The 23006-nt window shown below is 64.4% G+C and carries 19 protein-coding genes; 10 read left to right on the top strand and 9 right to left on the bottom strand.

Translation table 11 applies throughout. From position 1 onward, the window contains the following. Nucleotide 1: 1 nt before the first annotated feature. Complete coding sequence (locus tag ACZ2HM_RS22830) at nt 2–1165, top strand: acetyl-CoA C-acetyltransferase (protein WP_470427096.1); 1164 nt, start codon at nt 2–4, stop codon at nt 1163–1165. Further along, nucleotides 1165–2160 (top strand): NAD(P)H-dependent flavin oxidoreductase, encoded by a 996-nt coding sequence (locus tag ACZ2HM_RS22835; protein WP_470427097.1) that lies wholly within the window; start codon nt 1165–1167, stop codon nt 2158–2160. Before ACZ2HM_RS22830 ends, ACZ2HM_RS22835 begins: the two co-directional genes overlap by 1 nt. A 3-nt stretch (nt 2161–2163) precedes the next feature. Here ACZ2HM_RS22835 and ACZ2HM_RS22840 read toward each other — a convergent pair whose 3' ends face one another. Continuing rightward, nucleotides 2164–3771 (bottom strand): alpha-glucosidase, encoded by a 1608-nt coding sequence (locus ACZ2HM_RS22840; RefSeq protein WP_037480453.1) that lies wholly within the window; start codon nt 3769–3771, stop codon nt 2164–2166. Nucleotides 3772–3887: 116 nt separating this feature from the next. Between ACZ2HM_RS22840 and ACZ2HM_RS22845 the strand changes: the two genes are divergently transcribed. After that, complete coding sequence (locus ACZ2HM_RS22845; protein WP_037480450.1) at nt 3888–4532, top strand: glutathione S-transferase family protein; 645 nt, start codon at nt 3888–3890, stop codon at nt 4530–4532. 229 nt (nt 4533–4761) lie between these two features. On the opposite strand, the gene ACZ2HM_RS22850 is transcribed toward ACZ2HM_RS22845, so the two are convergent. From ACZ2HM_RS22850 to ACZ2HM_RS22865, 4 genes are all read right to left on the bottom strand, one after another. Next, nucleotides 4762–5040, bottom strand: coding sequence for a hypothetical protein (locus ACZ2HM_RS22850; protein ID WP_150125702.1), 279 nt, complete (start codon nt 5038–5040; stop codon nt 4762–4764). A gap of 280 nt (nt 5041–5320) precedes the next feature. Beyond that, nucleotides 5321–6685: an efflux transporter outer membrane subunit gene (locus ACZ2HM_RS22855; protein ID WP_037480447.1), complete on the bottom strand. Its 1365-nt coding sequence runs from the start codon at nt 6683–6685 to the stop codon at nt 5321–5323. Next, complete coding sequence (locus ACZ2HM_RS22860) at nt 6682–9837, bottom strand: efflux RND transporter permease subunit (RefSeq protein WP_470427098.1); 3156 nt, start codon at nt 9835–9837, stop codon at nt 6682–6684. Before ACZ2HM_RS22860 ends, ACZ2HM_RS22855 begins: the two co-directional genes overlap by 4 nt. A gap of 3 nt (nt 9838–9840) precedes the next feature. Beyond that, entirely contained in the window at nt 9841–10953 is a 1113-nt protein-coding gene (locus ACZ2HM_RS22865; RefSeq protein ID WP_081913183.1) for an efflux RND transporter periplasmic adaptor subunit, read from the bottom strand. A gap of 304 nt (nt 10954–11257) precedes the next feature. On the opposite strand from ACZ2HM_RS22865, the gene ACZ2HM_RS22870 reads away from it, so the two are divergent. Both ACZ2HM_RS22870 and ACZ2HM_RS22875 read left to right on the top strand, forming a co-directional pair. Beyond that, nucleotides 11258–11986 carry a response regulator gene (locus ACZ2HM_RS22870; RefSeq protein WP_037473208.1) on the top strand — a complete coding sequence of 243 codons (729 nt, stop codon included), beginning with the start codon at nt 11258–11260 and terminating at the stop codon, nt 11984–11986. Next, nucleotides 11983–13350 (top strand): ATP-binding protein, encoded by a 1368-nt coding sequence (locus ACZ2HM_RS22875; protein WP_037473206.1) that lies wholly within the window; start codon nt 11983–11985, stop codon nt 13348–13350. The genes ACZ2HM_RS22870 and ACZ2HM_RS22875 overlap by 4 nt, the downstream gene beginning before the upstream one ends. Nucleotides 13351–13362: 12 nt before the next feature. Here the strand turns inward: ACZ2HM_RS22875 and ACZ2HM_RS22880 are convergent, their stop codons facing one another. Both ACZ2HM_RS22880 and ACZ2HM_RS22885 read right to left on the bottom strand, forming a co-directional pair. Beyond that, complete coding sequence (locus tag ACZ2HM_RS22880; protein ID WP_037473204.1) at nt 13363–13995, bottom strand: 2-dehydro-3-deoxy-6-phosphogalactonate aldolase; 633 nt, start codon at nt 13993–13995, stop codon at nt 13363–13365. Next, nucleotides 13992–14858 carry a 2-dehydro-3-deoxygalactonokinase gene (locus ACZ2HM_RS22885; protein WP_470427099.1) on the bottom strand — a complete coding sequence of 289 codons (867 nt, stop codon included), beginning with the start codon at nt 14856–14858 and terminating at the stop codon, nt 13992–13994. Before ACZ2HM_RS22885 ends, ACZ2HM_RS22880 begins: the two co-directional genes overlap by 4 nt. A 219-nt stretch (nt 14859–15077) precedes the next feature. Here ACZ2HM_RS22885 and ACZ2HM_RS22890 point away from each other — a divergent pair, with 219 nt between their 5' ends. The 5 genes from ACZ2HM_RS22890 (at nt 15078) to ACZ2HM_RS22910 (ending at nt 20825) form a co-directional block, all read left to right on the top strand. Then, nucleotides 15078–16007 carry an AraC family transcriptional regulator gene (locus ACZ2HM_RS22890; RefSeq protein ID WP_037473201.1) on the top strand — a complete coding sequence of 310 codons (930 nt, stop codon included), beginning with the start codon at nt 15078–15080 and terminating at the stop codon, nt 16005–16007. Between the two features lie 96 nt (nt 16008–16103). Then, on the top strand, nt 16104–18683 hold the full coding sequence (locus ACZ2HM_RS22895; protein ID WP_470427100.1) for a TonB-dependent receptor: 2580 nt from the start codon (nt 16104–16106) through the stop codon (nt 18681–18683). A gap of 2 nt (nt 18684–18685) precedes the next feature. Then, on the top strand, nt 18686–19771 hold the full coding sequence (locus ACZ2HM_RS22900) for an NAD(P)-dependent alcohol dehydrogenase (protein ID WP_052027536.1): 1086 nt from the start codon (nt 18686–18688) through the stop codon (nt 19769–19771). Nucleotides 19772–19833: 62 nt separating this feature from the next. Further along, complete coding sequence (locus ACZ2HM_RS22905) at nt 19834–20520, top strand: DUF4197 domain-containing protein (protein WP_052027535.1); 687 nt, start codon at nt 19834–19836, stop codon at nt 20518–20520. 41 nt (nt 20521–20561) lie between these two features. Then, entirely contained in the window at nt 20562–20825 is a 264-nt protein-coding gene (locus tag ACZ2HM_RS22910) for a hypothetical protein (protein ID WP_037473199.1), read from the top strand. Between the two features lie 24 nt (nt 20826–20849). On the opposite strand, the gene ACZ2HM_RS22915 is transcribed toward ACZ2HM_RS22910, so the two are convergent. Beyond that, on the bottom strand, nt 20850–22277 hold the full coding sequence (locus ACZ2HM_RS22915) for a porin (RefSeq protein ID WP_470427340.1): 1428 nt from the start codon (nt 22275–22277) through the stop codon (nt 20850–20852). A gap of 151 nt (nt 22278–22428) precedes the next feature. Next, complete coding sequence (locus ACZ2HM_RS22920) at nt 22429–23004, bottom strand: hypothetical protein (protein ID WP_096062357.1); 576 nt, start codon at nt 23002–23004, stop codon at nt 22429–22431. Nucleotides 23005–23006 lie beyond the last annotated feature (2 nt).

Here is a 23006-nt window from a genome sequence, read left to right on the forward strand (position 1 = left end):
CATGGCCGACGCCTATATCGTAGAAGCCGTCCGTACCGCCGGTGGCCGCGCCCGCAAGGGCGGCCTGATCGACGTGCATCCCGCCGATCTGGGCGCGACCATCCTCAATGCGCTGGTCGATCGCACGGGCGTCGATCCCGCTGCGATCGAGGATGTCATCGTCGGCTGCGTCAGTCAGGCAGGCGAACAGGCCTTTGCCTTTGGCCGCAACCTCGTGCTGGCGTCGAAGCTGCCCGACAGCGTGCCCGCCGTCACCATCGACCGGCAATGCGGTTCCTCGCAACAGGCGCTGCATTTCGCGGTGCAGGCGATCATGTCCGGTACGCAGGATCTGGTGATTGCCGCGGGCGCGGAAAGCATGACGCGGGTGCCGATGGGTTCCAACTATCAGCTTCACGCGGCGGCGGGCGTCGGCATCGGGCCATGGCCCAAGAGCATCCAGAACCGCTATGGTGTGGCCGAGTTCAGCCAGTTCCATGGCGCGCAGATGATCGCCAACAAATATGGCTTCACCCGTGAGGATATGGACGCTTTTGCGCTAGCCAGCCATGCCAAGGCGGCCGCCGCGATCGACAGCGGTGCGTTCAAGGGCGAGATCGTCGGCGTGGGGACGCCCGAAGGCCTGTTCGACACCGATGACGGCGTGCGCCGCGGCGGCACGATGGAGGCGATGGCCAGCGTCAAGACGCTGGAGGAAGGCGGCACCATCACCGCAGCCAATGCCAGCCAGATGACCGATGGCGCTTCGGGGGTGCTGGTGGCGAGCGAGGCAGCGATCAAGCGCTTCAACCTCAAGCCCATTGCGCGCATCGTCAACCTGACGGTGACGGCGGGTGACCCGGTGATCATGCTGGAGGAGCCGATTCCGGCGACCCGGCGCGCGTTCGAGCGGTCGGGCCTCAGCCTCAACGACATCGACCTGTTCGAAGTGAACGAAGCCTTTGCCGCGATCCCGATGGCATGGCTCAAGGCGATCGGCGCGGACCCGGCGAAGCTCAACGTTCATGGTGGCGCGATCGCGCTCGGCCATCCGCTGGGCGCCAGTGGCACCAAGCTGATGACCACGCTGATCCATGCCCTGCGCGCCAAGGGCAAGCGCTATGGCTTGCAGACGATGTGCGAAGGCGGGGGCGTTGCCAATGTGACGATCGTGGAAGCGCTGTAATGGGGATCAGGACGCGCTTTACAGACCTGTGCGGGATCGAGCATCCGATCGTGCAGGGCGGCATGATGTGGGTCGGCCGGGCGGAACTGGCCGCGGCCGTCTCCAATGCCGGTGGCTTGGGCATATTGACCGCGCTGACCCAGCCGACGCCCGACGATCTGCGGCGCGAAATCGATCGCTGCCGTGCGATGACCGACAAGCCGTTCGGCGTGAACCTCACCATATTGCCGTCGGTCAGTCCGCCGCCTTATGCGGAATATCGCAAGGCGATCATCGATAGCGGGGTCAAGATCGTCGAGACGGCGGGGCATAAGCCGCAGGAGCATGTCGACGATTTCAAGGCGCACGGCGTCATCGTCGTGCATAAATGCACGGCCGTCCGTCATGCTCTATCGGCGCAGCGGATGTGCGTGGATGCGATCTCGATCGACGGGTTCGAATGTGCGGGGCATCCGGGCGAGGATGATATTCCGGGGCTGATCCTGATCCCGGCGGCGGCCGACAAGCTGACGATCCCGATGATCGCGAGTGGCGGCTTCGGCGACGGGCGCGGTCTTGCCGCCGCGCTGGCGCTGGGGGCGGACGGCATCAACATGGGCACGCGCTTCTGCGCGACGGTGGAAGCGCCGATCCATGACAATGTGAAGCAGTTTCTGGTCGATAATGACGAGCGGGGCACGAACCTGATCTTCCGCAAATTCCACAATACGGGGCGCGTCGCCAAGAATAGCGTGTCGGATCAGGTGGTCGAGATATCGTCGCGCGACGGCGCGGTGTTTCAGGACATCCAGCCGCTCGTATCGGGCGCGAAGGGGCGGGTTGCGCTGGAAACGGGCGATCTGGACGCGGGGCTGGTCTGGGCCGGGCAGGTCCAAGGCCTGATCCACGACATCCCGACCTGCGACGCGCTGGTGAAGCGCATCGTGGCGGATGCCGAGGCGATCATCCGCGGTCGGTTGAGCGAGATGCTGAGCGGCGAACGGGTCGCCGCCTGAGCGTCACTGTTCGATCAGCAGGGCGGCGAATGGCGGCAGGCTGGCCGACGATGCTCCGTTGACGGCGCTCAGGATGCGACCTGACCCGTCAACGCCAGCGGGCCAGTCCATGGCCTCGCGCGACAGGTTGAAGATGCAGAGCAAAGACTGGTCGCCGCTGGTCCGGCGGAAGGCGAGGCAGGCGGTGTCGGCAACCAGGATGGCGAGCGCACCATGGCGTAGCGCCGGGTTGGTCTTGCGCAGCGTCAGCATGTTGCGGGTGAAGGTGAGGAGGGATTCGGGGTCGGCCTCCTGCGCGTCCACGGCGAGAGCGAGATGATCGTCGCCATGGGGCAGCCAGGGTTCGACGCTGGAAAAGCCCGCCTGTATGGCATCGGCCGACCAAGGCAGCGGCGTGCGCGCGCCATCGCGCGACAGGGTGAGCGGCCAGTTGGCGATCGCTTCGGGGTCTTGCAATCGCTCGAAGGGGATGTCGACCTGGGTGATGCCCAGTTCCTCGCCCTGATAGAGGATGGCGTTGCCGCGCAGCGCCATCAGCAGAACCATCTTCATGCGCGCAAAGGCAGGCCGATCTTCGGGCGCGCACCAGCGCGACAGCGCGCGCGGCGCGTCGTGATTCTCGAACGCCCAGCTGGGCCAGCCCATGCCCGGCTCGTCCGGCCATTGGTCGACCGTCTCCGCCACTAGCGCTGGCGTGAGCGCGGGCGCGTAGAGGAAGGTGAAGCCATAGGCGCTGTTGAGGCGATGATCGCCGGCGGTAAAGGCCTTCATTTCGTGCTCGGCGAGTGCGCCGCCCACTTCGGCGACCGTGAAGATCGCACCATAGGCGTCGCATAGTGCGCGGATGCGTTCCACGAAGGGGACGATGGCGTGATGCGACTGGCTGTAGCGTTTGATCTGGAAATCAAAAGGCCGGGTGCGGGGGCTGCCATCATCGGGCGCGGGAGGATTGTCGCGGAAATCGGGATCGTGCATCGCGTGGTTGAGCGCATCGAGGCGGAAGCCATCGACGCCGCGGTCCAGCCAGAAGCGCATGACGTCCAGCAACGCATCCTGAACCATCGGGTTATGGACGTTGAGCTGCGGCTGGCTGGCCAGGAACTGGTGCATATAATATTGACCGCGCCGCGCGTCCCAGGTCCAGGCCGGGCCGCCGAATACCGATTGCCAATTATTGGGCGGGCTGCCGTCGGCCTTGGGATCGGCCCAGACATACCAGTCGGCCTTGGCATTGGTGCGGTCGGCGCGGCTCTGCACGAACCAGTCGTGGAGGTCGGAACTATGGGCATAGACCTGATCGATCGTGACCTTCAAGCCCAGCGCATGGGCGCGGGCGATGAGCGCGTCGAAATCGGCGAGCGTGCCGAAGACCGGATCGACGCCGCAATAATCGGCGATATCATAGCCAAAATCGCGCATCGGCGAGGTGAAGAAGGGCGATATCCAGATCGCGTCCACGCCCAATTTGGCGACATGCTCCAATCGCTGGGTGATGCCGTTCAGGTCACCCACGCCGTCATGATTGCTGTCCTGAAAGCTGCGCGGATAAATCTGGTAGATCACCGCGCCCTTCCACCAGGGCTGATCGGTCTGCGGGGACGCTGCTGTCATGGCTGGCCTTTTCGGGTCAGGGATTGGCGGTGGACGAAAATATCGACTCACTCTTGCATGCCGGACGGGAGAGGTGAAGCCTGCGCATATCGTCGGCAGAATGCAGGACCCTCACAATGGCTATCACCATCACCGCTTTTGCCCAATCGCCCGATCGCGGCCGGGGGCTGGCACGCGATATGGGGGTCAGATGGGCCTTGGAGGAAGTGGGCCAGCCTTATGCGGTTCGCTTGTTGTCCTTTGCGGCGATGAAGGAAGCCCCGCATCAGTCGCTGCATCCGTTCGGGCAAATCCCGACCTATGAGGAAGGAGATTTGAGGCTGTTCGAATCCGGCGCGATCGTCCTCCACATCGCACAGCAGCATCCCGGCCTGTTGCCGGACGATGACATCGCGCGAGGGCGGGCCATCAGTTGGATGTTCGCGGCGCTCAGCACGGTGGAGCCCCCGATCCTCCATCGCGAAAGCGCCATGTTCACTGAACGCGACAAGCCTTGGCATGTTGAACGTCTGCAGATGATGGACGATCAGACTCGCCACCGTCTCGACGCCCTGTCAAAGCATTTGGATGATGCGGAATGGCTTGATGGTGCGTTCAGCGCGGGCGATTTGCTGATGGTCACTGTGCTGCGTCGGCTGACCATATCCGGACTGCTGACCGCCTATCCCAATCTATGTACCTATGTCGCTCGTGGCGAGGCGCGCCCGGCCTTTAAGCACGCCTTCGCCGATCAGTTGGCGGTTTTCGCGCAGTCATCATAGAGGCAGCCGACCGCTGTGCGCAAAGCATGGATCAGCAAGTGATTCGCCGAGTCGCAATCAGTCATCGCCCATCACAACGCCACAGGGTATCGATCAATTCCCCTACGGAAAGCGTTGCATTGCGCTACGGATGCAATTTTTGCAATCGCACATGATGCTTTCGCACTTGCAGCAAAACGCCATTGGGGCGAAAACAAACTCGCCTTTCAGGCATCCTCTCCTAAAACTTTTACGGGCTGGTCTTCGGATCGGCCCTTTTTTTGTCTTGTGGCGCTTCATCCTCCGGCCCTGCAGGATCGATGCAGACAGTTTTGGCCGGGTCGCGCCAGACGACCCCGACTTCGAGATAGGCTTCGAGTTCGCGCCAATGGCGGTCCCAGCCCGGTCCCCGCCTGGCGACGGGCACTTCCTGCTCCACCATCTGGCGGGCGCGGGTGATCGGGTTGGCAGGCCGCTGGCCGATCCGCTCGACAATGTCGCGCAGCTCTTGCGGGCGGTCCTTGCTCATGGCTCTGCTTTCCTCCGCCGCGCTATCGCCCGTGCCATGGCGCGGGAAAGGCGGAGAGGCAAGGGCGAAGAAGCGGGGTTCAGCGGCGCTGCGGCGCAGCATCCTTAGGCGAGCGCGGTGCCCGCGCACTGATGATCAACTGATTGAGGCGCAGTTCATCCTGCGCACCAGCGGCACATTGCCGACAAAACCAATCCAGATACCGCGCCAATAACAGCATGGTCTCTCTCCATTTATCTTATGGAGAAAGCATATCATAAATGGAAGGCGTGGGAAGAGGTTACTGATCCGCGCCGATCACGCGATAGAGCAGGATGCGGTTGGTGAGCAGAGCGAGGTCGGTGGCGATCGCCGACTGGCGCGCGGCATAGAGCGTGCGCTGGCTGGTGAGCGTCGTGAGGAAGGTATCGATACCGGCGCGATAGCGGTCTTCGGACAGGGCATAGGCCCGTTGACTGGCGATCACCAGGCGACGCTGGGCCGCCTGTTGCGCATCGATCGTGCCGTCACGGGCCAGGGCATCGGCGACTTCCCTGAAAGCGGTCTGGATCGCGCCCTCATATTGCGCCAGCATCATGTCGCGCTGCGCCTTGCTAAAGTCGATATTGCCGCGCACGGGGCCGCCGAAGATCGGCAGGCTCGCCGAGGGCGCGGCCGACCAGGCAAAGGCATCGCCGGTAAACAGCGAGGACAGGGCCGAACTGGCAACGCCGATCGCCGAGGTCAGGCTGATCCGCGGAAACATCGCCGCACGCGCTGCGCCGATATCGGCATTGGCGGCCATGAGCTGATGTTCGGCCTGCAGCACATCGGGGCGCTGGAGCAGGATGTCGGAGGTCAGCCCGGCGGGCACCTTGGCGATGCCCGTGATCAGGCTGTCGAGCGAGGCGGGCAGCAGCGATTCCTCGACGGGCGCGCCAGCCAGCAGGTCGATCGCATTACGGTCCTGCGCCACTTGCGTCACATTGGAGGCGACATCGGAAGCGGCCTGTTCGACCGTGGTTTGCGCCTGATAGACGTCCAGCTTGCCGGTCAACCCGGTGCCGTTCAGCGAACTCACAAGGTCGAGCGTGCGCTGTGCGCTGGCGAGCGTTTGGCGCGAAACGGTGAGCAATTCCTGGTCGGCGGCCAGCGTCGCATAGGCGGTCGCGGTCTCGGCAATGAGCGCGATGCGGGCGGCCCGCGCGCCTTCCTGCGTTGCCAGATAGGATTGCAGCGCGGATTCCGACAGGTTGCGCAGCCGTCCGAACAGATCGATTTCGAACGCACCAAAGCCGATGTCGGCGCTATAGCTGTTTTGCTGTGCGTCATTGCGTCGGCTGAAGGTCGCGCCGGCGTCGCCGGTGATCGTCGGCAACTGGCTGGCGCGCTGGATGCGATATTGGGCGCGGGCGGCCTGCACATTGGCCAGCGTCGCGCGCAGGTCGCGATTATTGGTGAGTGCGCGCGCGATCACCGCCTGGAGTTTGGCATCGCCGACCAATTGCGTCCAGGGAAGCCCCGCCGCGCCCGCCTGCGCCGGGGCATAGGCTTCGCCCGTGGGCAGGGCCGCTGGAACCGGCGCAGCGGGGCGGACATAGGTCGGGGCCATGTTGCACCCCGCCAGCGTCAGCGCGCTGGTCAGCAGAAGGAGCGAGCGGGTCATGCGGGCAATCCTGCGTCCGGGGCGGGGCTTGGCGGCGGGGCTTTGGCCTTGGCCTTGCTGTCGAACAGCCGTGCGATGGTGACGAAGAAGAGCGGGACATAGAAGATCGCCAGCAATGTGGCGGTCAACATGCCGCCGACGACGGCGGTGCCGATCGCGACCCGGCTCTGCGCGCCAGCACCGGTGGCGATGGCGAGCGGAATGACGCCCGCGATGAAGGCCAGCGAGGTCATCAGGATCGGGCGGAAGCGCAGCCTCGCGGCTTCGATCGCTGCCGAGAGTGGGTCTTTGCCCTGTCGATGTGCGAGTTCGGCAAATTCCACGATCAGGATGGCGTTCTTGGCGGCAAGCCCCATGGTGGTGAGCAAGCCCACTTGGAAGAAGATATTATTCTCCAGCCCCCGCGCCCACACCGCGATCACGGCGCCGACAAGGCCAAGCGGCACCACCAGCAGCACCGCGATCGGGATCGACCAGCTTTCATACAAGGCAGCAAGGCAGAGGAAGACGACCAGCACCGACAGGCCGTACAGCAGCGGCGCCTGACCACCCGACAATTGTTCCTGATAGGATAGGCCGCTCCAGGCATAGCTGGTGCCTGCGGGAAGCTGTTGCTGTAGCTCAACGATGCGGTCCATCGCTTCGCCCGAACTGGCGCCTGCCGCCGCCTGTCCCTGCAATTCATAGGAGGACTGGCCGTTGAAGCGCGCCAGCGTGGACGGCCCCATCGTCCAGCGCGTGGTGGCAAAGGCGGAGAAGGGCACCATTTCGCCGGTGGATGCGGATCGCACCATCCAGTTGTCCAGATCGGTCGGCAGCGCGCGATAGGGGGCGTCGGCCTGCATGAAGACGCGCTTCACCCGGCCGCGATCCACGAAATCATTGATGTAGCGGCTGCCCCAGGCGGCGCTGAGGACCGAGTCCACATCGCTCTGACTCAGACCCAGGACGGCGAGCTTTTCGGAATCCACATCGATCTTGAGCTGCGGCGTGTCTTCCAGCGCGGCAGCGCGCACGCCTGCGAGTAGCGGGTCTTTCGCGGCGGCGGCGATCAACTGGTTGCGCAGTTCCAGAAAGCGGTCGCGGCTTAACCCACCGGTGTTGAGCAGTTGAAAGGAGAAGCCATTGGATTGGCCGAGGCCGCGAATGACGGGCGGCGTCATCGCCAGCACCCTGGCATCGCGAATGGCCGATAATTGCTTGTTGGCGCGCTCGGCAATGCCGCCCGCGCTGTTCACCGCACCCTTGCGGTCTTCCCAGGGCGCAAGGTTGATGAAACCCTGCGCGACATTCTCGCCCTGACCTTGAAAACTGAACCCCGTCAAGATGAAGGTGAAAGCGACATTGTCCTTCTCGTCATTCAGAAAGTAATTTTGTACCTGCGCGGCCGTTTCGGTCGTGCGGCTGGACTTGGCACCGGCGGGCAGCGTGAGTTGCACCATCACCTGGCCCTGATCCTCGACGGGCAGGAAGCTGGAGGGGAGGCGCACGAACAGCAGGGCGAGGATGCCAAGGATGACGACATAGCCGACCCAGAACAGCTTGCGGCGTCCCAGCATCTGTTCGGTGCGGCGGATATAGCCGTTGGTCAGCCGATCGAACCCGCGGTTGAACTTGCCCGACCAGCCATGATTGCGCCGTTCGTCATGCACGGGTTTGAGCAAAGTGGCGCAGAGCGCGGGCGAGAGAATGAGCGCCACCACGACCGAGAGCAGCATGGACGAGACGATGGTGATGGAGAATTGGCGATAGATGACGCCGGTCGATCCGCCGAAGAAAGCCATGGGCAAGAGGACCGCCGACAGGACAAGGCCGATGCCGACCAGCGCGCTGCCGATCTCCTCCATCGACTTGATCGTCGCGTCGCGGGGGGAAAGCCCCTCTTCCTCCATGATCCGCTCGACATTCTCGACCACGACGATGGCGTCATCGACCAGCAGGCCGATCGACAACACCATGCCGAACAAAGTGAGCGTGTTGATGGAATAGCCGAATAGCGCCAGCACGCCGAAGGTGCCGAGCAGCACGACGGGCACCGCAATGGTGGGGATAAGGGTCGCGCGCCAGCTCTGCAGGAAGACGAACATGACCACGACGACCAGCAAGACAGCCTCGATCAGCGTCTTGATGACTTCGTTGACGGACAGTTTGATGAACGGCGTCGTATCGCGCGGGTACACCAGTTTATAGCCATGGGGCAGGTTTTGCGCCAATTGATCGACCCTGGCCTTCACCAGTTCGGCGGTCTTGAGCGCGTCGGCACCGGGCGCGAGTTGCAGCGCCATGCCGGTTGCGGGATGGCCGTTCAGCCGCGCGGACGTAGTGTAGCTTTCATTGCCCAATTCCACCCGCGCGACGTCGGACAAATGCACGATCGACCCGTCGCGCTGCGTCTTGACGACGATGTTGCGGAATTGCTCAGGCGTTTCCAGCCGCGATCGGGCGGTCACCGTGGCATTGATCTGCTGCCCGGCGGGTGCGGGGTCGGCACCGATCTGCCCGGCGGACACTTCGACATTCTGCGCCGATATCGCGCTCTGCACGTCCGAGGGCATCAGCTTGACGGCGGCGAGCTTATAGGGATCGAGCCAGACGCGCATGGCATATTGCGACCCGAATATCTGGGTCGCGCCAATGCCTTCGATCCGCGCGATCGGATCCTGGAAATTATTGACCAGATAGTCTGAAATATCGGCCTGCGTTGCCAGGTCGTTTTCGTCATAGAGGCCGACCAGCATCAGGAAGTCGGTCTGCTGCTTGGTGACGGTCAATCCCTGCTGCTGCACCGGATTGGGCAGGCGGCTGAGCGCCTGTTGCACGCGGTTCTGCACCTGCACCTGCGCGGTGTCAGGGTCGGTGCCCTTCTGGAAGGTTACGGTGATCTGCGACCGGCCCGTTGCGGACGATGAGGACGAGAAATACATCAGCCCGTCAATGCCGGTCAGCTGCTGTTCGATGACCTGGGTAACGGCGGTTTCGACGGTGTCGGCCGATGCGCCGGGATAGGTCGCACTGATGCCGACGCCGGGCGGCGCAATGTCGGGATATTGGGCGATGGGCAGCGAAAACATCGCCCCCAGCCCCGCCAACATGATGCCAATGGCGATGACCCAGGCAAAGATCGGCCGTTCGATGAAATAGCGACTGAGCATGGCTTATTTCGATGCCGCGACGGGCTTGACGACATCGTCGGGCTGGACCTTGCCCGTGCCTTCGACGATCAGCCTGTCGCCGGCTTTCAACCCCTTGGTGATCAGCCATTTGTCGCCGATCGCCTGCCCCGCCGTCACGGTGCGGCGCTCGACCTTGTTCGCGCTGTTCACCACCAGGGCGGTGGCATTGCCCTTGGGATCGCGCGTGATGCCCTGTTGCGGCGCCAGGATCGCGCCCGGCACGACCGATTGCGGGGCGACGACGCGCACGAACATGCCGGGCATCAACAGCCCGTCGGGATTGGGGAAGCGCGCACGCAGCGTCACCGTGCCGCTGTTGACGTCAACAATCGGTTCGGCGAACGCGATCACCCCCTCCTGCGGATAGTCGCTGCCATCCTCCAGTTTCAGGCGAATAGTCGCGCTGGCGGGCAGCGTCTGGCCCGACGCCAGCGACCGGCGCAGCGCGAGCAACTGGGTGCTGGACTGGGTGACATCGACATAGATCGGATCAAGCTGCTGGATCGTCGTCAGCGGATCGGCCTGGCTGGCGGTCACCAGCGCGCCCGGCGTGAACAGCGTGCGGCCGATACGCCCGCTGATCGGCGCACGGACCAGGGTGAATTGCAGGTTGACGTTGCTGGTCTGCAGGCTGGCGCGGGCCTGCTGCACGGCGGCGCTGGCCTGCCGCGCGGTGGCGGTGACATCGTCACGATCCTGCGCGCTGACGGCTTCGCTGTCACCCAGCGATGTGTAGCGGCGCGCCCTGGCCTGCGCCGCCATCTGCGTCGCCTGCGCGCTCGCCAGCGCTGCCTGCGCTTCGTCGCGGGAGGCACGATAGAGGCGTTCGTCAATCTGATAGAGCGGCTGCCCGGCGGTCACCATCGCGCCTTCTGTGAACAGGCGTTTCTGAATCAGGCCAGCAACCTGGGGCCGGACTTCCGACATCATCGCCGACACGGTGCGGCCAGGCAGTTCGCTCGCCACCGTGACATTTTGCGTCGTCAGGGTGACGACCCCCACTTCGACCGGGCCTTTTTGCGGGGGCTTGGGTTCAGCGCAGGCGGCGATCAATATGCAGAGCGCCAGAGGCACGGTGCGAAAAGGCGAGGGCATAGAGTAGCGTCGATCCTTGCGTGAACCAGGCGGAGCCTCGCGTCATCGGCGGGCCGGCCGGACACGGGGGGAGGGGGAGGGATCGTGCGCCGGACGGACATGGTCCGCTGACGTCGCGAGGACTCCGCTTGGCGTCGGCTAGGGGGTGCCGACGCTCTCGTCCTGACGCTTTTGCCTGTCACATGGTAGAGCGACTTATGGTCGGCCTGTCGCATCGCCTCGCCGCCGCGTAACGCTTTGTATCAGCCTGTAGCAGGGTGCGGAGAAGCGCAGACTTTTGCAGGTACGCACGATAGAAGACCGCATGATCGACCCTTCCCTTCCTCCTGCCGCCACGGTGCTGGTGGTCGATGACGATGCCGATATTCGCGACCTCATCATCGGGCAGTTACGGCAGGAAAATTACCGGCTGCTGGGTGTCGGCAGCCTGACCGAACTGCGCCAGACGCTGCGCGAGGAGACGATCGACCTCATCGTGCTGGACCTCAACCTGCCCGATGGTGACGGCTTGTCGCTGTGCCGGGAGTTGCGGGCCGAGGGGTCTGCCGTGCAGATCATCATGGTGACCGCGCGCGGCAGTGCGATCGACCGGGTGCTGGGGCTGGAACTCGGCGCCGACGATTATCTGACCAAGCCGTTCGAACCGCGCGAATTGCTGGTGCGCATCCGGAACCTGCTGCGGCGCGGGCGGAGCGAACCTGTGGCACCGGCCGAAGCGATGCGCTACGCCCATTTCGGCCCGTGGCGGCTGGACCTGGTACAACGGCGGCTGGTCGCGCCCGACGAGCGATTGGTGATGCTGTCGTCGGCCGAGTATCGTTTACTCTGCCGCTTCATCGAGGAACCGAACGTAGTTCTGGCGCGCGAGGCCTTGCTGCCCGAACGACGCGCGACTGCTGCCTTTGACCGGACGATCGACCTGCAGATCAGCCGGTTGCGGCAGAAACTGGCGGTGCTGCCGGGGGGTAGCGAATTGATCCTGACCGTGCGTGGCGAGGGCTATGTGCTGGCCAGCGCGGTCGATTATTCATGATCCGTCGATCGCTTTCCCGCGTGCCGGTCTTCTTCCGGTCCATGACCGGCCAGATTTTCGTGATCCTGACGATCGGCATGTCGGTCGCCGCGATCATCGCGCTGATGGTCGCCGAACAGACGCGGCGGCATGATTTCGAACGGGTGCGGCGTCAGCGCGTGGTGGCGAGCGCGATGGACATTGCCGACCGCTTACGCCGTGATCCCGCGCGGATCGAGGCGATGATGGCGACGCATAGCATCATTGGCGCATCGCCCGCCCCGGCCGGCGTCGCGATCAACGAGCCGGACGCCGACCTGCAGGCGACGCTGGCCGACCGCCTTGGCCCGCGTTCGCTGCCCGAAGCGGGTCAGGTGCCGCTCGGCCTTTGCTTCCCCGATTTCGCCCGGACGACCGAGCGCGCGGCCGGGCTGGTCGACGCGCCGCGCCCCGATTGCTGGGTAGTGCGCTTCACCGACACCAGTGGGCAGCGGCGCGCACTGGCCCTGACCTTCCCCCGCCTCGCCAAGCCGCTGCGGGTCATCTATAATCCGCTCTACCTGATGGTCATCATCGCCGCGTCGGCAGGCTTGGCGATCCTTGTCGCGCGCTTCGTATCCAAACCGTTGCGCCGTCTCGAACGGGCGGCCGAAGCCTTTTCCGTATCGCTCGACCCGGAGGAGATTCCCGAACGGGGGCCAGAGGAAGTGCGCGCCGCGCTTTCCACCTTCAACCTGATGCAGCGCCGCGCCCGCGCCGGTTTTGCCGAGCGCACGCAATTGCTCGCCGCAATCAGCCACGACCTGCAAACGCCGATGACACGGATGCGGCTGCGGCTGGAGTTGATGGAGGAGGGCGAGTTGCGCGCGCGTCTCCTGCAGGATCTGCAGGCGATGCAGACGCTGGTGCGGGAAGGGCTGGACCTTGCCAGCAGCACCGAAGCGCGCGAGCCATGGTCGCAACTCGACATTGACTCGCTGCTCGCCAGTATGGCCGAGGATGCACAGGAACTCGGCGCGCCGGTGCGGTTCATCACGGGATGCGGCGGTACGGTGCGGGTGAAGCCCAATGCGCTGACCCGCTGCATCGGCAACCTGGTCGACAATGCGATCAAATATGGCGGCAGCGCCGATATAAGCTGCGCGCGGACGGGCGGGCGCGTGCTGATCCATGTGCGCGACCGGGGACCGGGCATTGCGCCCGATCAGCTCGACCAGATGTTCGAACCGTTCACGCGCGGGCCAAGCGGCCAACCCGGCGGGCGGCACGGCACCGGCATCGGCCTCACCATCGCCCGGTCGCTGGCGATGAGTTTCGAGGCATCGGTGCGCTTGCGCAACGCCGATGATGGCGGATTGATCGCCACCATCGACATGAAGGGGTAGGCAAAGGCTGCGTTAGGCCGACAAGGCCTGCCAACCAGCGATGAACGCGCGCGCCGCTTCGCCGACCTGCGCCGCGGTCGCGCCCGGCTTGTAGAGCGCCGAGCCAAGGCCGAACCCATTGGCACCCGCCTGAACCCAGGGGGCCATATTGCCGGGGTTGATGCCGCCGACGATCAGCACCGGCATATCCTTCGGCAAGACCGCGCGCTGCGCCTTGAGCAGGGCAGGGGTGGCGGCTTCGGCCGGGAAGAGCTTGAGCGCCGTTGCGCCCGCCGCGATCGCGGCAAAGGCTTCGGTCGGGGTGAAATAGCCCGGCATCGAAATCATGCCCGCCTGCGCGGTCGCGGCGATCACGGCGATATCGCTATTGGGCGAGATGACAAGCTGTCCGCCCGCCTGCCGCACCTGTTCAACCTGCTCGACGGTCAGCACCGTGCCCGCGCCGACCAGTGCCCGTCCCTCGAACCGGCGCGCCAGCCGGGCGATGCTGTCGATCGGGTCGGGCGAGTTCATCGGCACTTCGATGAGGGTGAAGCCCGCTTCGACCAGCGCGTCGCCGATCGGTTCGACCTCGTCTGGCTGCACGCCGCGCAAAATGGCGACCAGCGGACAACGGGTAAAGGCGGTGGGGAAATCCAGGCTCATGCAATCTGCTCCCAAAGGCGGGTCATGCCCGCGATAAAGGCGGCTTCGCTATCGACCATGACGGCCGTGCCGCCCAGTTCCGTGATGGCGCAGCTATAGAGGGCGCCAAGCGTCGGGTCGGCCAACAGGTGGACGGTGGCGCCGGTCGCATGGGCGGCGCAATCACTGCCGATCAGCAGGCCGCTGGCGAAGGACGCGGCGTCCGCGCGGTCGCGCAGGCCAAGCAGGCCCGCCGGACGGATGGCGAACAGCGAGGCGAGCATATCCCCGCGTTTGGCTTCCCGCACGCCCGCCAGGAAAGCCTCGCCTGCTATGACCGGACCGGTCATATCTTGTCCGATCAGGGCATGGGCCTTGAGCAGGGCGAACATCTCGCCGGTCATGGCCGTGACGAAGGCGGCGATCGCGCCATCGCGCATCCACGCCCATTTGCAATGGGTGCCGGGCTGGCACAGCAGCGCATCGGCGGGCACCAAGCCAGCGGCGACCGCGCCCAGCAATTGCACTTCCTCGCCCCGCATCACGTCGCCCCGGCCGTCGGCAACATGCGACACACCGGGCACGATCATGACGCCGTCCGCGGGATGCGCCATCGCGGCCGCCAGCGTATCGAGCGTCGCGGGCGTCGACACATAGCCCGCATCGATCCAGCCGCGATTGGACCCGACCATCCCCGCCAGCAACAGCGGGCCGCCGCCCAGCCGCTCGCGCAGGCGATCGACTTCCTGCGCAAAGCCGCCAGCCGGCACCGATGTCACGCCCAGCGTATCGCGGTGCGTCGCGACCACTGCGCCATTCTCGATCCGATAGGTGCGGCGATTGGTCGTGCCCCAATCGACGGCGATGAAATGCTCCATTCCCATTTTGTCCGAGTATATCGAGGCCTTCGCAAAGGCAACGCTGTTGGTCGCTGGTCCAGCCAGAGGGGATGACCGTTCAATCATATTGCCATATCCGTATGCCTGGGATACTTTCGGAACGATTGGCAAGATCGGTCGACGGGCAAAGATAAGCGCGCGACGAAAAGGGGAGAGGATGTTGGCTATGACCCACCATATATATGGCCGCATGATGGCCGGTCGATGAGCGCGGTCGAGCGTTTCTCCACCCGTCTCGTGCCGCCGCAAAGTCGCCAGCTCTTCTGGCGCGAGGTGGTGGCGGAGGCCTTTCCCGGTATGACTGCGCATGCACCCGAAGGGATCAAGGCCGAGCTTGCGCGCTGGTCGCTCGGCGGTGTCGGCTTTGCCCGCGCGCGCAGCGAACGGGCGCAGGTCAGCCGGGTCGCGACGGAAGGCGAAGAGCGGCACTTGCTGCTGCATTTGCTTCACCGGGGATCGATGACGATGATCCATGGCGACCGCAGCAGCATGGCGCGGGTCGGCGACGTCGTCATCGCCGATGATCGTCACCCTTATGCCATCGACATTTCGCAGTTCAACGACTGCCTGATCCTGCAGGTGCCGGTGTCGATGATGGGCGACGAAATCGCCGCGCGCGATTGGCACGGCTGTCTGGTGCCATCGACCAACCCGCATGTCCTGTTCCTTGCCCATGTGTTGCAAGGCCTATGGTCGCAGCGCGACCAGCTCGCCGCACTGGACGATGAGGCGGGCGTGCTGCTGGCCGATGCAGCACGGCTGCTCTGCCGACGCAGCGTGCTCGATCGACCGGCGATCGCCATGCCGCGCTCGCCGGTCGATTATGCGCTGGAGCATCTGGGCAATCCAGATCTTGGCACGGCGCTGATCTGCGAAGCGCTCGATCTGTCGCCGCGCGCGGTGCAAAAAAGTTTCTTTCGCCATGTCGGGCTGACGCCGACCGCGTTCATCACGACGCGGCGGCTCGAACGGGCAGCGGCCTTGCTGGCCCGTGACGACGGCATGACGATCACGGACGTCGCCTTCGATGTCGGTTTCAGCGACTCCGCTTTCTTCACCCGCTGCTTCCGCCGCCATTTCGGCGTGTCGCCCAGCCAGTGGCGCAGCGGGCAGGGTGGTTCGCTTTTGTCCTGATCCCCGGTTCGCCCCTATCCAAGACGCGATGGGGACCGCCGCCTATGATGTCCGACAACACACCGGAACAGGTGGGCCATTATGGGAGGATTGAAGATGGGCAAGTCGATGATCGCGGCGCTGATGGCGTCGAGCGCGATGGCCAGCACGCCGCTGTTGGCGCAGGATGCCGAACAATCGGGCGGGATCGCCGAAATCGTTGTGACCGCACAGAAGCGCGCGGAAAATGTGCAGGATGTGCCGATCGCCATTTCGGCCTTCACCGCTGAGTCCTTGCAGGAGCGCGCCGTCGGCAGCGTGTCGCAGCTTTCCGCCATAGCCCCCAACGTCAATCTGGACGCGGGCACGCCCTTTTCCGGTTCCACCGCCGTTCTGGCCGCCTATATTCGCGGCATCGGATCGGACGATTTCGCCTTCAACATCGATCCGGGCGTCGGCATCTATCTCGACGGCGTCTATCTCGCCCGCACGGTGGGCGCGAACCAGGATCTGCTCGATGTCGAGCGGGTGGAAATATTGAAGGGGCCGCAGGGCACCCTGTTCGGGCGCAATACGATCGGCGGCGCGATCTCGATCGTCACGGCCGATCCGGGTGACGCATTCAAAGCCAAGGGCGATGTGACGCTGGGCAGCTACAAGCTGTTCCAGGTGCGCGGGTCGGTAACGGTGCCGATCACCGATGGCCTTAGTTCCGCTTTCACCTTCGGCATCAAGTCGCGCGACGGCTTCTTGAAGCGCCTGCCCTATCCCGACCAGCGGGCGAACAATACGCCCTCCTTCGACGCATTCTCGGCCGCTGGTTATGACAGCGCCGCCAAGGAAGGTGTCAATGACAATTGGAACCTGCGCGGCAAGCTGCGCTGGGACAATGGCGGCGCGGTGCGCGCAACCTTCGCAGGGGACTATAGCAAGGACAAGGGCACGTCGGCGAACAAGCTGATCGGCACAACCGAGTTCGTGCCCGGCAATTTCGCGGGCACGACCAACCTGCCCGGCACGGCGTTCGACCCGACCGGCACCACCGGCTTTCTGTTCGCTGGCCTCTATAATTTCTGCATCGGCAGCACAGGGGCGCAGATCGCGGCGCGCAACGCCCAGGCCTTGTGCGGTGTGGCAGGCACCCAGTTCAATCCGCAATTCCAGCTGGCCAGCGTCGCCAGCGCCAATGTCGATGGCAATACCGCCAATGATCGCCTGCCCTGGGACGGCCGCTATCTTGTTGCAGACAAGGATCGCAGCTATGCCAGCGGCAACAGCTATTCCAACCTCGAAAGCTGGGGCCTCAGCAGCATCGTCGATTTCGACCTGGCCGATAATCTCGCGCTCAAATCGATCACCGCCTATCGCGAGCTGCACTGGAATGCGGGCCTCGATGCGGACGGATCGCCGCTCAATTTCGTACAGTTGAGCTTCACCATGAACCAGTGGCAGTTCAGCCAGGAACTCCAGCTGCTCGGCAACGCCTTGGATGAAAAGCTCAACTATGTTCTGGGCGCCTATTATTTCAAGGAAGCGGGTGACCTGCACGACTATGTGACCTTCGCCGAAGGCTTGGTGCAGGTCGACGGTCCCAATGAACTGGCGACCAAGAATTACGCCTTCTTCGGCCAGATCGACTATCGCCCGATCGACCTGATCGGCATCACCATCGGCGGTCGCTACACCAATGAACGTAAGCGGTTCGAGGGCGGACAGCAGGAGCTGAACGGCTTCAACTACAAGCTGTTCGGTTGCGCCGATGCCAATGGCAATGTCTTCCCCGGCGGCGCTTTCCCGCTGGCACCGATCCCCTGCCAAGCGGGCCTGGGCTATCCCGACCCGAACAATCCGGTCCGCGTCTACACGCCCGGCGTCAATCGCAAGAAATTCAGCGATTTCTCGCCCAAGGTCGGCGTCCAGATCCATCCCACCGACGATGTCATGCTTTATGGCAGCTGGTCGAAGGGCTATAAGACCGGCGGCTGGACCACGCGCCTGACCAACCCACAGGGCAATGTCGCGCCCGACTTCAACGAGGAAAAGGCGACGACTTGGGAAGCGGGCATCAAGTCCACGCTGCTCGACCGGCATCTGCAACTCAACGCGGCGGTCTTCTCGACCAAATATCGCGATATTCAGCTCAATATCCAGGTCGGCACCTCGCCCACCATCGCCAATGCAGGCGATGCGCGCATCCGCGGCTTCGAACTGGAGATGGTGGCCGCGCCGGTCGATGGCCTGACCATCAATGGCGCGGTCGGCTATATCGACGCCCAATATACATCGGTATCGGCGGGCGCTGCGGCGGTCGGCGGGGCTAATGGCTTCCAGGCCGGGACGTTGGTCGGCGAAACCCTGCCCAAGACGCCCAAATGGAAGGTCAATCTCAGCCCCCGCTACGAAGCCAAGCTGGGCAATGGCGCGTCGCTGGTCATGCTGGCCGACTGGACCTATACCTCCAGTGCCTGGAACGACACGCAACGCACGCTGCTGCTCAAGCGCGTATCGACCGACATCGTCAACGCCTCGATCAGCTATCGCGAACCCGATGGCAAATGGTCGGTAACGGCGGGTGGCACCAACCTGACCGACAAGCGCTTCCTGACATCGGGCGGGTCCAACATCGCGGCGGGTGCGATCTTTGGCACCTATAACCGGCCGCGCGAATGGTATCTGCGCTTCGGCTTTGATTTCTGATCATGGGCCGGATCGCGATCAGGGCCGCTGTGGTGGAAGCACCGGGCGGTCCCTTCCACTTCGAAACGCTGGCCATGGACCCGCCCGGTCCCGACCAAATCCGCGTGCGGCTCCACGCCTGTGGCATATGCCACACCGACATGGTGATGCGCGATGGCGCGCTGCCCACGCCCTTCCCGGTCATATTGGGGCATGAAGGGGCGGGTGTGGTCAATGCGGTTGGGTCCGCTATCGACGATGTGGCGGTCGGCGACCATGTATTGCTGAGCTTCCATAGCTGCGGCGCCTGTGGGGCCTGCCATGATCACCAGCCAGGCTATTGCGTCGAATTCGTGCCGCGCAATTTCATGGGGGTAACCAAGGCGGGCGAAGGTGGCATCTGGCGCGGTGATCAGCGGATCGGCAGCAACATCTTCGGCCAGTCGGCCTTCGCGACCCACGCGCTTGCGCATCGCGACAATGTGGTGCGGATCGACCCCGATCTGCCGCTCGACATCCTCGCCCCTTTGGGTTGCGGGATCCAGACGGGCGCGGGCACGGTGCTGGAAACGCTCAAGGTTGCGCCTGGCCAGTCGATCGCGATCCTGGGGGCTGGGGCCGTTGGCCTGTCCGCCGTCATGGCGGCGGTGATTGCCGGTGCCGGACGGATCGTGGTGATCGATCGCCATGCAAGCCGTCTTGACCTCGCCTGTGCAGTGGGCGCGACCGAGACCGGCAATGACCTTGGCACTGTTGACGGCGCGTTCGACCATATCGTCGATACGACCGGCGTCCCCGCATTGCTTGGTCCAGCCGTGGAGAAACTGGCGCAGCGCGGCACGCTCGCGCTGGTCGGTGCCTATCCGCCCGGCGGTTGCGCCATCGATCCTTCGGCGATCATGAGCATGGGGCGGCGGATCGTCGGCGTGGTGGAGGGCGGCATCGACCCGCAGAGCTTCATTCCCCGCCTGATCGGCTATTATCGCGACGGCCGGTTGCCGCTGGAAAAGCTGATCCAGCGCTATGCTTTCGATGATCTGCACACTGCCTTCGCCGCGTCCGAAAGCGGGGCGGTCGTCAAACCGGTGGTGGTGATGGATCATCCCTGACGTTCAGCGACCGGCAAGGCGGTTCGGGTCATAGCGTCAGCCCAATGACAGGGAGACGCATCATGGTGGACAAATTGGGGACAGCGCCGACCGGCCTTTGTGACAGGCGCAGCTTGATCGCGACAATCGCGCTGTTGCCGCTTGCCGCCTGCGCGACTCCGATGGGCCGCTATACCGTGGAGGAAGCGGTGCGCCGCCTGCTCCAATTGTCGAGCCAGCGCGCCTTTGCGCGCCTGACCGAACCGGGCGGCTTTTACGACGATCAACTCACCCGCATCACGCCCCCCGATCTGGGCGGGGACCGGGGTGGCGCGGTGTTGTCCGCGCTGCTGCGCACCCGCGCGGTACGCGATCGGGTCGGCATGGCGCTCAACGATGTCGCCGTCGATCTGGCCGACAATGCCGCGCCGATCGTGATGGATGCGGTGCAGCGCATGACGCTGGCCGATGCCGTGTCCGTCCTGCGTGGCGCGCCGACGGCGGCGACCGACCTTTTGGCGCGCGAAGCACGCGGTTCGGTGGTCGAAGCCCTGCTGCCCGGCGCGTCGCGCGCGCTGCGATCGGACATGTTCGAAATGCTGACGGCGGCGCTGTCTGCCACAGGCGGCCGGGATTATGCGGCGCTGGCGGACAATGTGTCGGGCCAGATCGGCGACGCCATCTTTCGCGCCATCGGCCGCGAGGAAGCGGAGATACGGCGCGACCCCGCCGCCACGCGCGACCCGATTCTGATGGCGCTGCTGCGATAAGCCCCTTGATTTTGGCGGCGCGCCGTGGTGTTCCGGCCCCTATGGAACAGAAATATCCCGGCGTCGCCGCCATCCCCTGGGACCAGCCCGCGACGATGATCGACCTCGACGGCAAGCCGCCACTGATCGGCACGATCCGCGACTGCGCGACCCATTTCGCGCTCTATAAACCCCACGCCCAGACGCAGGCGCGGGTTTTGCTCACTCACCCCGTCCATCGGGAAGGCCGCAAGACGCGGACCTGGCTGCTGGAACCCAATGAGATCGAAGCGCTGGTCGGGCGAATGCGCAGCGAGGCACACTAAGGTTCGACCAGTGCGCGCCCGGCGTCAATAATTCCACTGCACCTGGGTGCGGATAAGGTGGCCTTCGGCGCGGCCGGTCCGGCGTTCGTCGGCTTCGGCGCGCTTCATCCGGGCATAGGCCATGGTGATCTCCAGCGCCTTCCATGGCTGCCATTCCAGGCCCAGTTCGAACTCGTCCGTCTCCAGACGCGGGGCGTTGGTCGCGGCTTTCCAGCCGCCGCGATAATGTTGCCAGCGGCCATAGGGCATCAGCGTGCCGAAACTGTCCGATGTCGGCAGGCGCATCATCATCTGGACATAGCCGCCATTCAGCTTGCTGGCGCGGATCGACTGGCTGGCCAGATCATATTGCGGCGCGCGGCCCCAATTCCATTCGGCCTGAATGCCGATCGGCTGGGGATAGAGCATGGCGTGGATGCCAGCGCGATTATCGTCATAGGAGAGAGCGCTGACGCCGCCGCTGCGGATTTCCGGCTGGATGGTGTTGAGCATCGCCGACCCGCCGATTTCGAACACCTGGCCTGCAAAGGCGTCGCCCAGACCATCCAGTTCGAATGGCCAAGTCGCAAAGGCGACCTTCATCAGGTCTTTATTCTGCTCGGTCTTGTTGATGCCCTGCCCGTTGAACAGGCCCAATCCGAACGCGCCATAATTGCCGAACAATTTTTGCCCGTCATCGGCTAGCCTGTCCCAGATTTTCTGGACTGATGGCGGCGTATAATAGGCCACGACGCCCAGGTCCCGCTCGCCCGGCACGGCGCTGTTGATACCGTCGCTGCGATCGAGCGTCAGGCGGTTGGACGAGGATTGCATATTCTCCCAGCCATAGGGCACCTTCGATTGACCGAACCGCAGCCGGACGCTCTTGGCCTTGTCGAGGAAGATGTCGGCATAGGCGTCGCGCAACTGGCCGAAACTCTCCCGGCGCTCGCCACCACTCTGGTTGCTGACGGCGGTCGCGAAATCCGGCTGCAGATAGAGCGATACGCGATCAGAAATATCGCCTTGCAGGACGAGGCGGACCCGGCGCAGGGTAAAGCCGCCCTTGTCGGAAATGCCGCTGTCATGGACCGACCGCAGGCGGGATGTGCCCGCAGGCGCGCTCTCGTCGCCGGACAGGAAGGCATTGTAGCGCATCTGGGTATAGCCGCGCAGCGACAGGCGATCATACCAGCCTTTCTTCGGCTCTTGAGCAGGTTCGGCATCGACCGGGTCGGGAGTGGGTGCCGAAAGGCTCGCCATCTGCGGCGCAGGGGCGGGTGCAGGGTTGGTCGGAACCGGCGCAGGGGCGGCGGCGGACGCGGTCGCCGGGGCAGGCTGACGGGCGGACAGGGCGGCGGTAAGGGCCTGCACTTGGGCCTTCAGCTCATCGATCTGGCTTTGCAGTTGCTCGACCGTTTGCGCCTGCGCGGCTTGGGGCATCAGCGCCAGCAGGCTGACCGCCAGACCCATGCCGATATGTCTCGATTGTTTCACAGCCTTGTCCCTTGTTCGACAAGGGCGCCAGCTATGGCGGTTCAATGACTCTTTAATGACAGATTTTATCGGTTTTTATGACAGTAGCGACATGGAAATGCCACATATCTGGCGGCACCGTCATAGGTCAGGATGCAAAGAGATCGCCCTGCCGTGGCCGGGTGGCGGGGCGCCTTGCCAGGGGCGGCGCGCTGACCAGCGCGCGGGCGCGTCCGGTCAGGGTATAGACCGCTTGCCGCTGCGCGCCGCGGTTCAAATGATCGACGCGAAACCCTTGATAATGGCGTTTGAGCAATCCGGCCTTCACCAGTTCGGACACCGCGCGGCTGAGGTTCGTCTTACCGGAGGTCCGGACGCGGATACGTACTTCATCCTGCACCAGCGCCTCGTTCGTCGTCGCGTCGCCGGTCAGCCGCTCTTCCTTGCGCAATTCGTCCCTGACACGTTCGACCAGCGCCATCCGCCGGGGGTCGCGATGGCCCATGGGGGTCAGCGCATCGCACAACCAGTCGCGCAACGACACCAGGCTGTCGTCCACCCGCACCAACGGCCCGGCGCTGCCATCGGGTCGCGCCACGTCCGCGATCAAGGTCAGCAGCATGAAGGCATAGCGGGGACGCGAACAGCAATGCGACAATTGGTCGAGCAGCAGCGAGACATCGCTGCCGCCGGCTGCACGGGAGGGAAGGGGGGCGTGAAACATAA

The organism is Sphingobium sp. KKT206 (assembly GCF_055640555.1).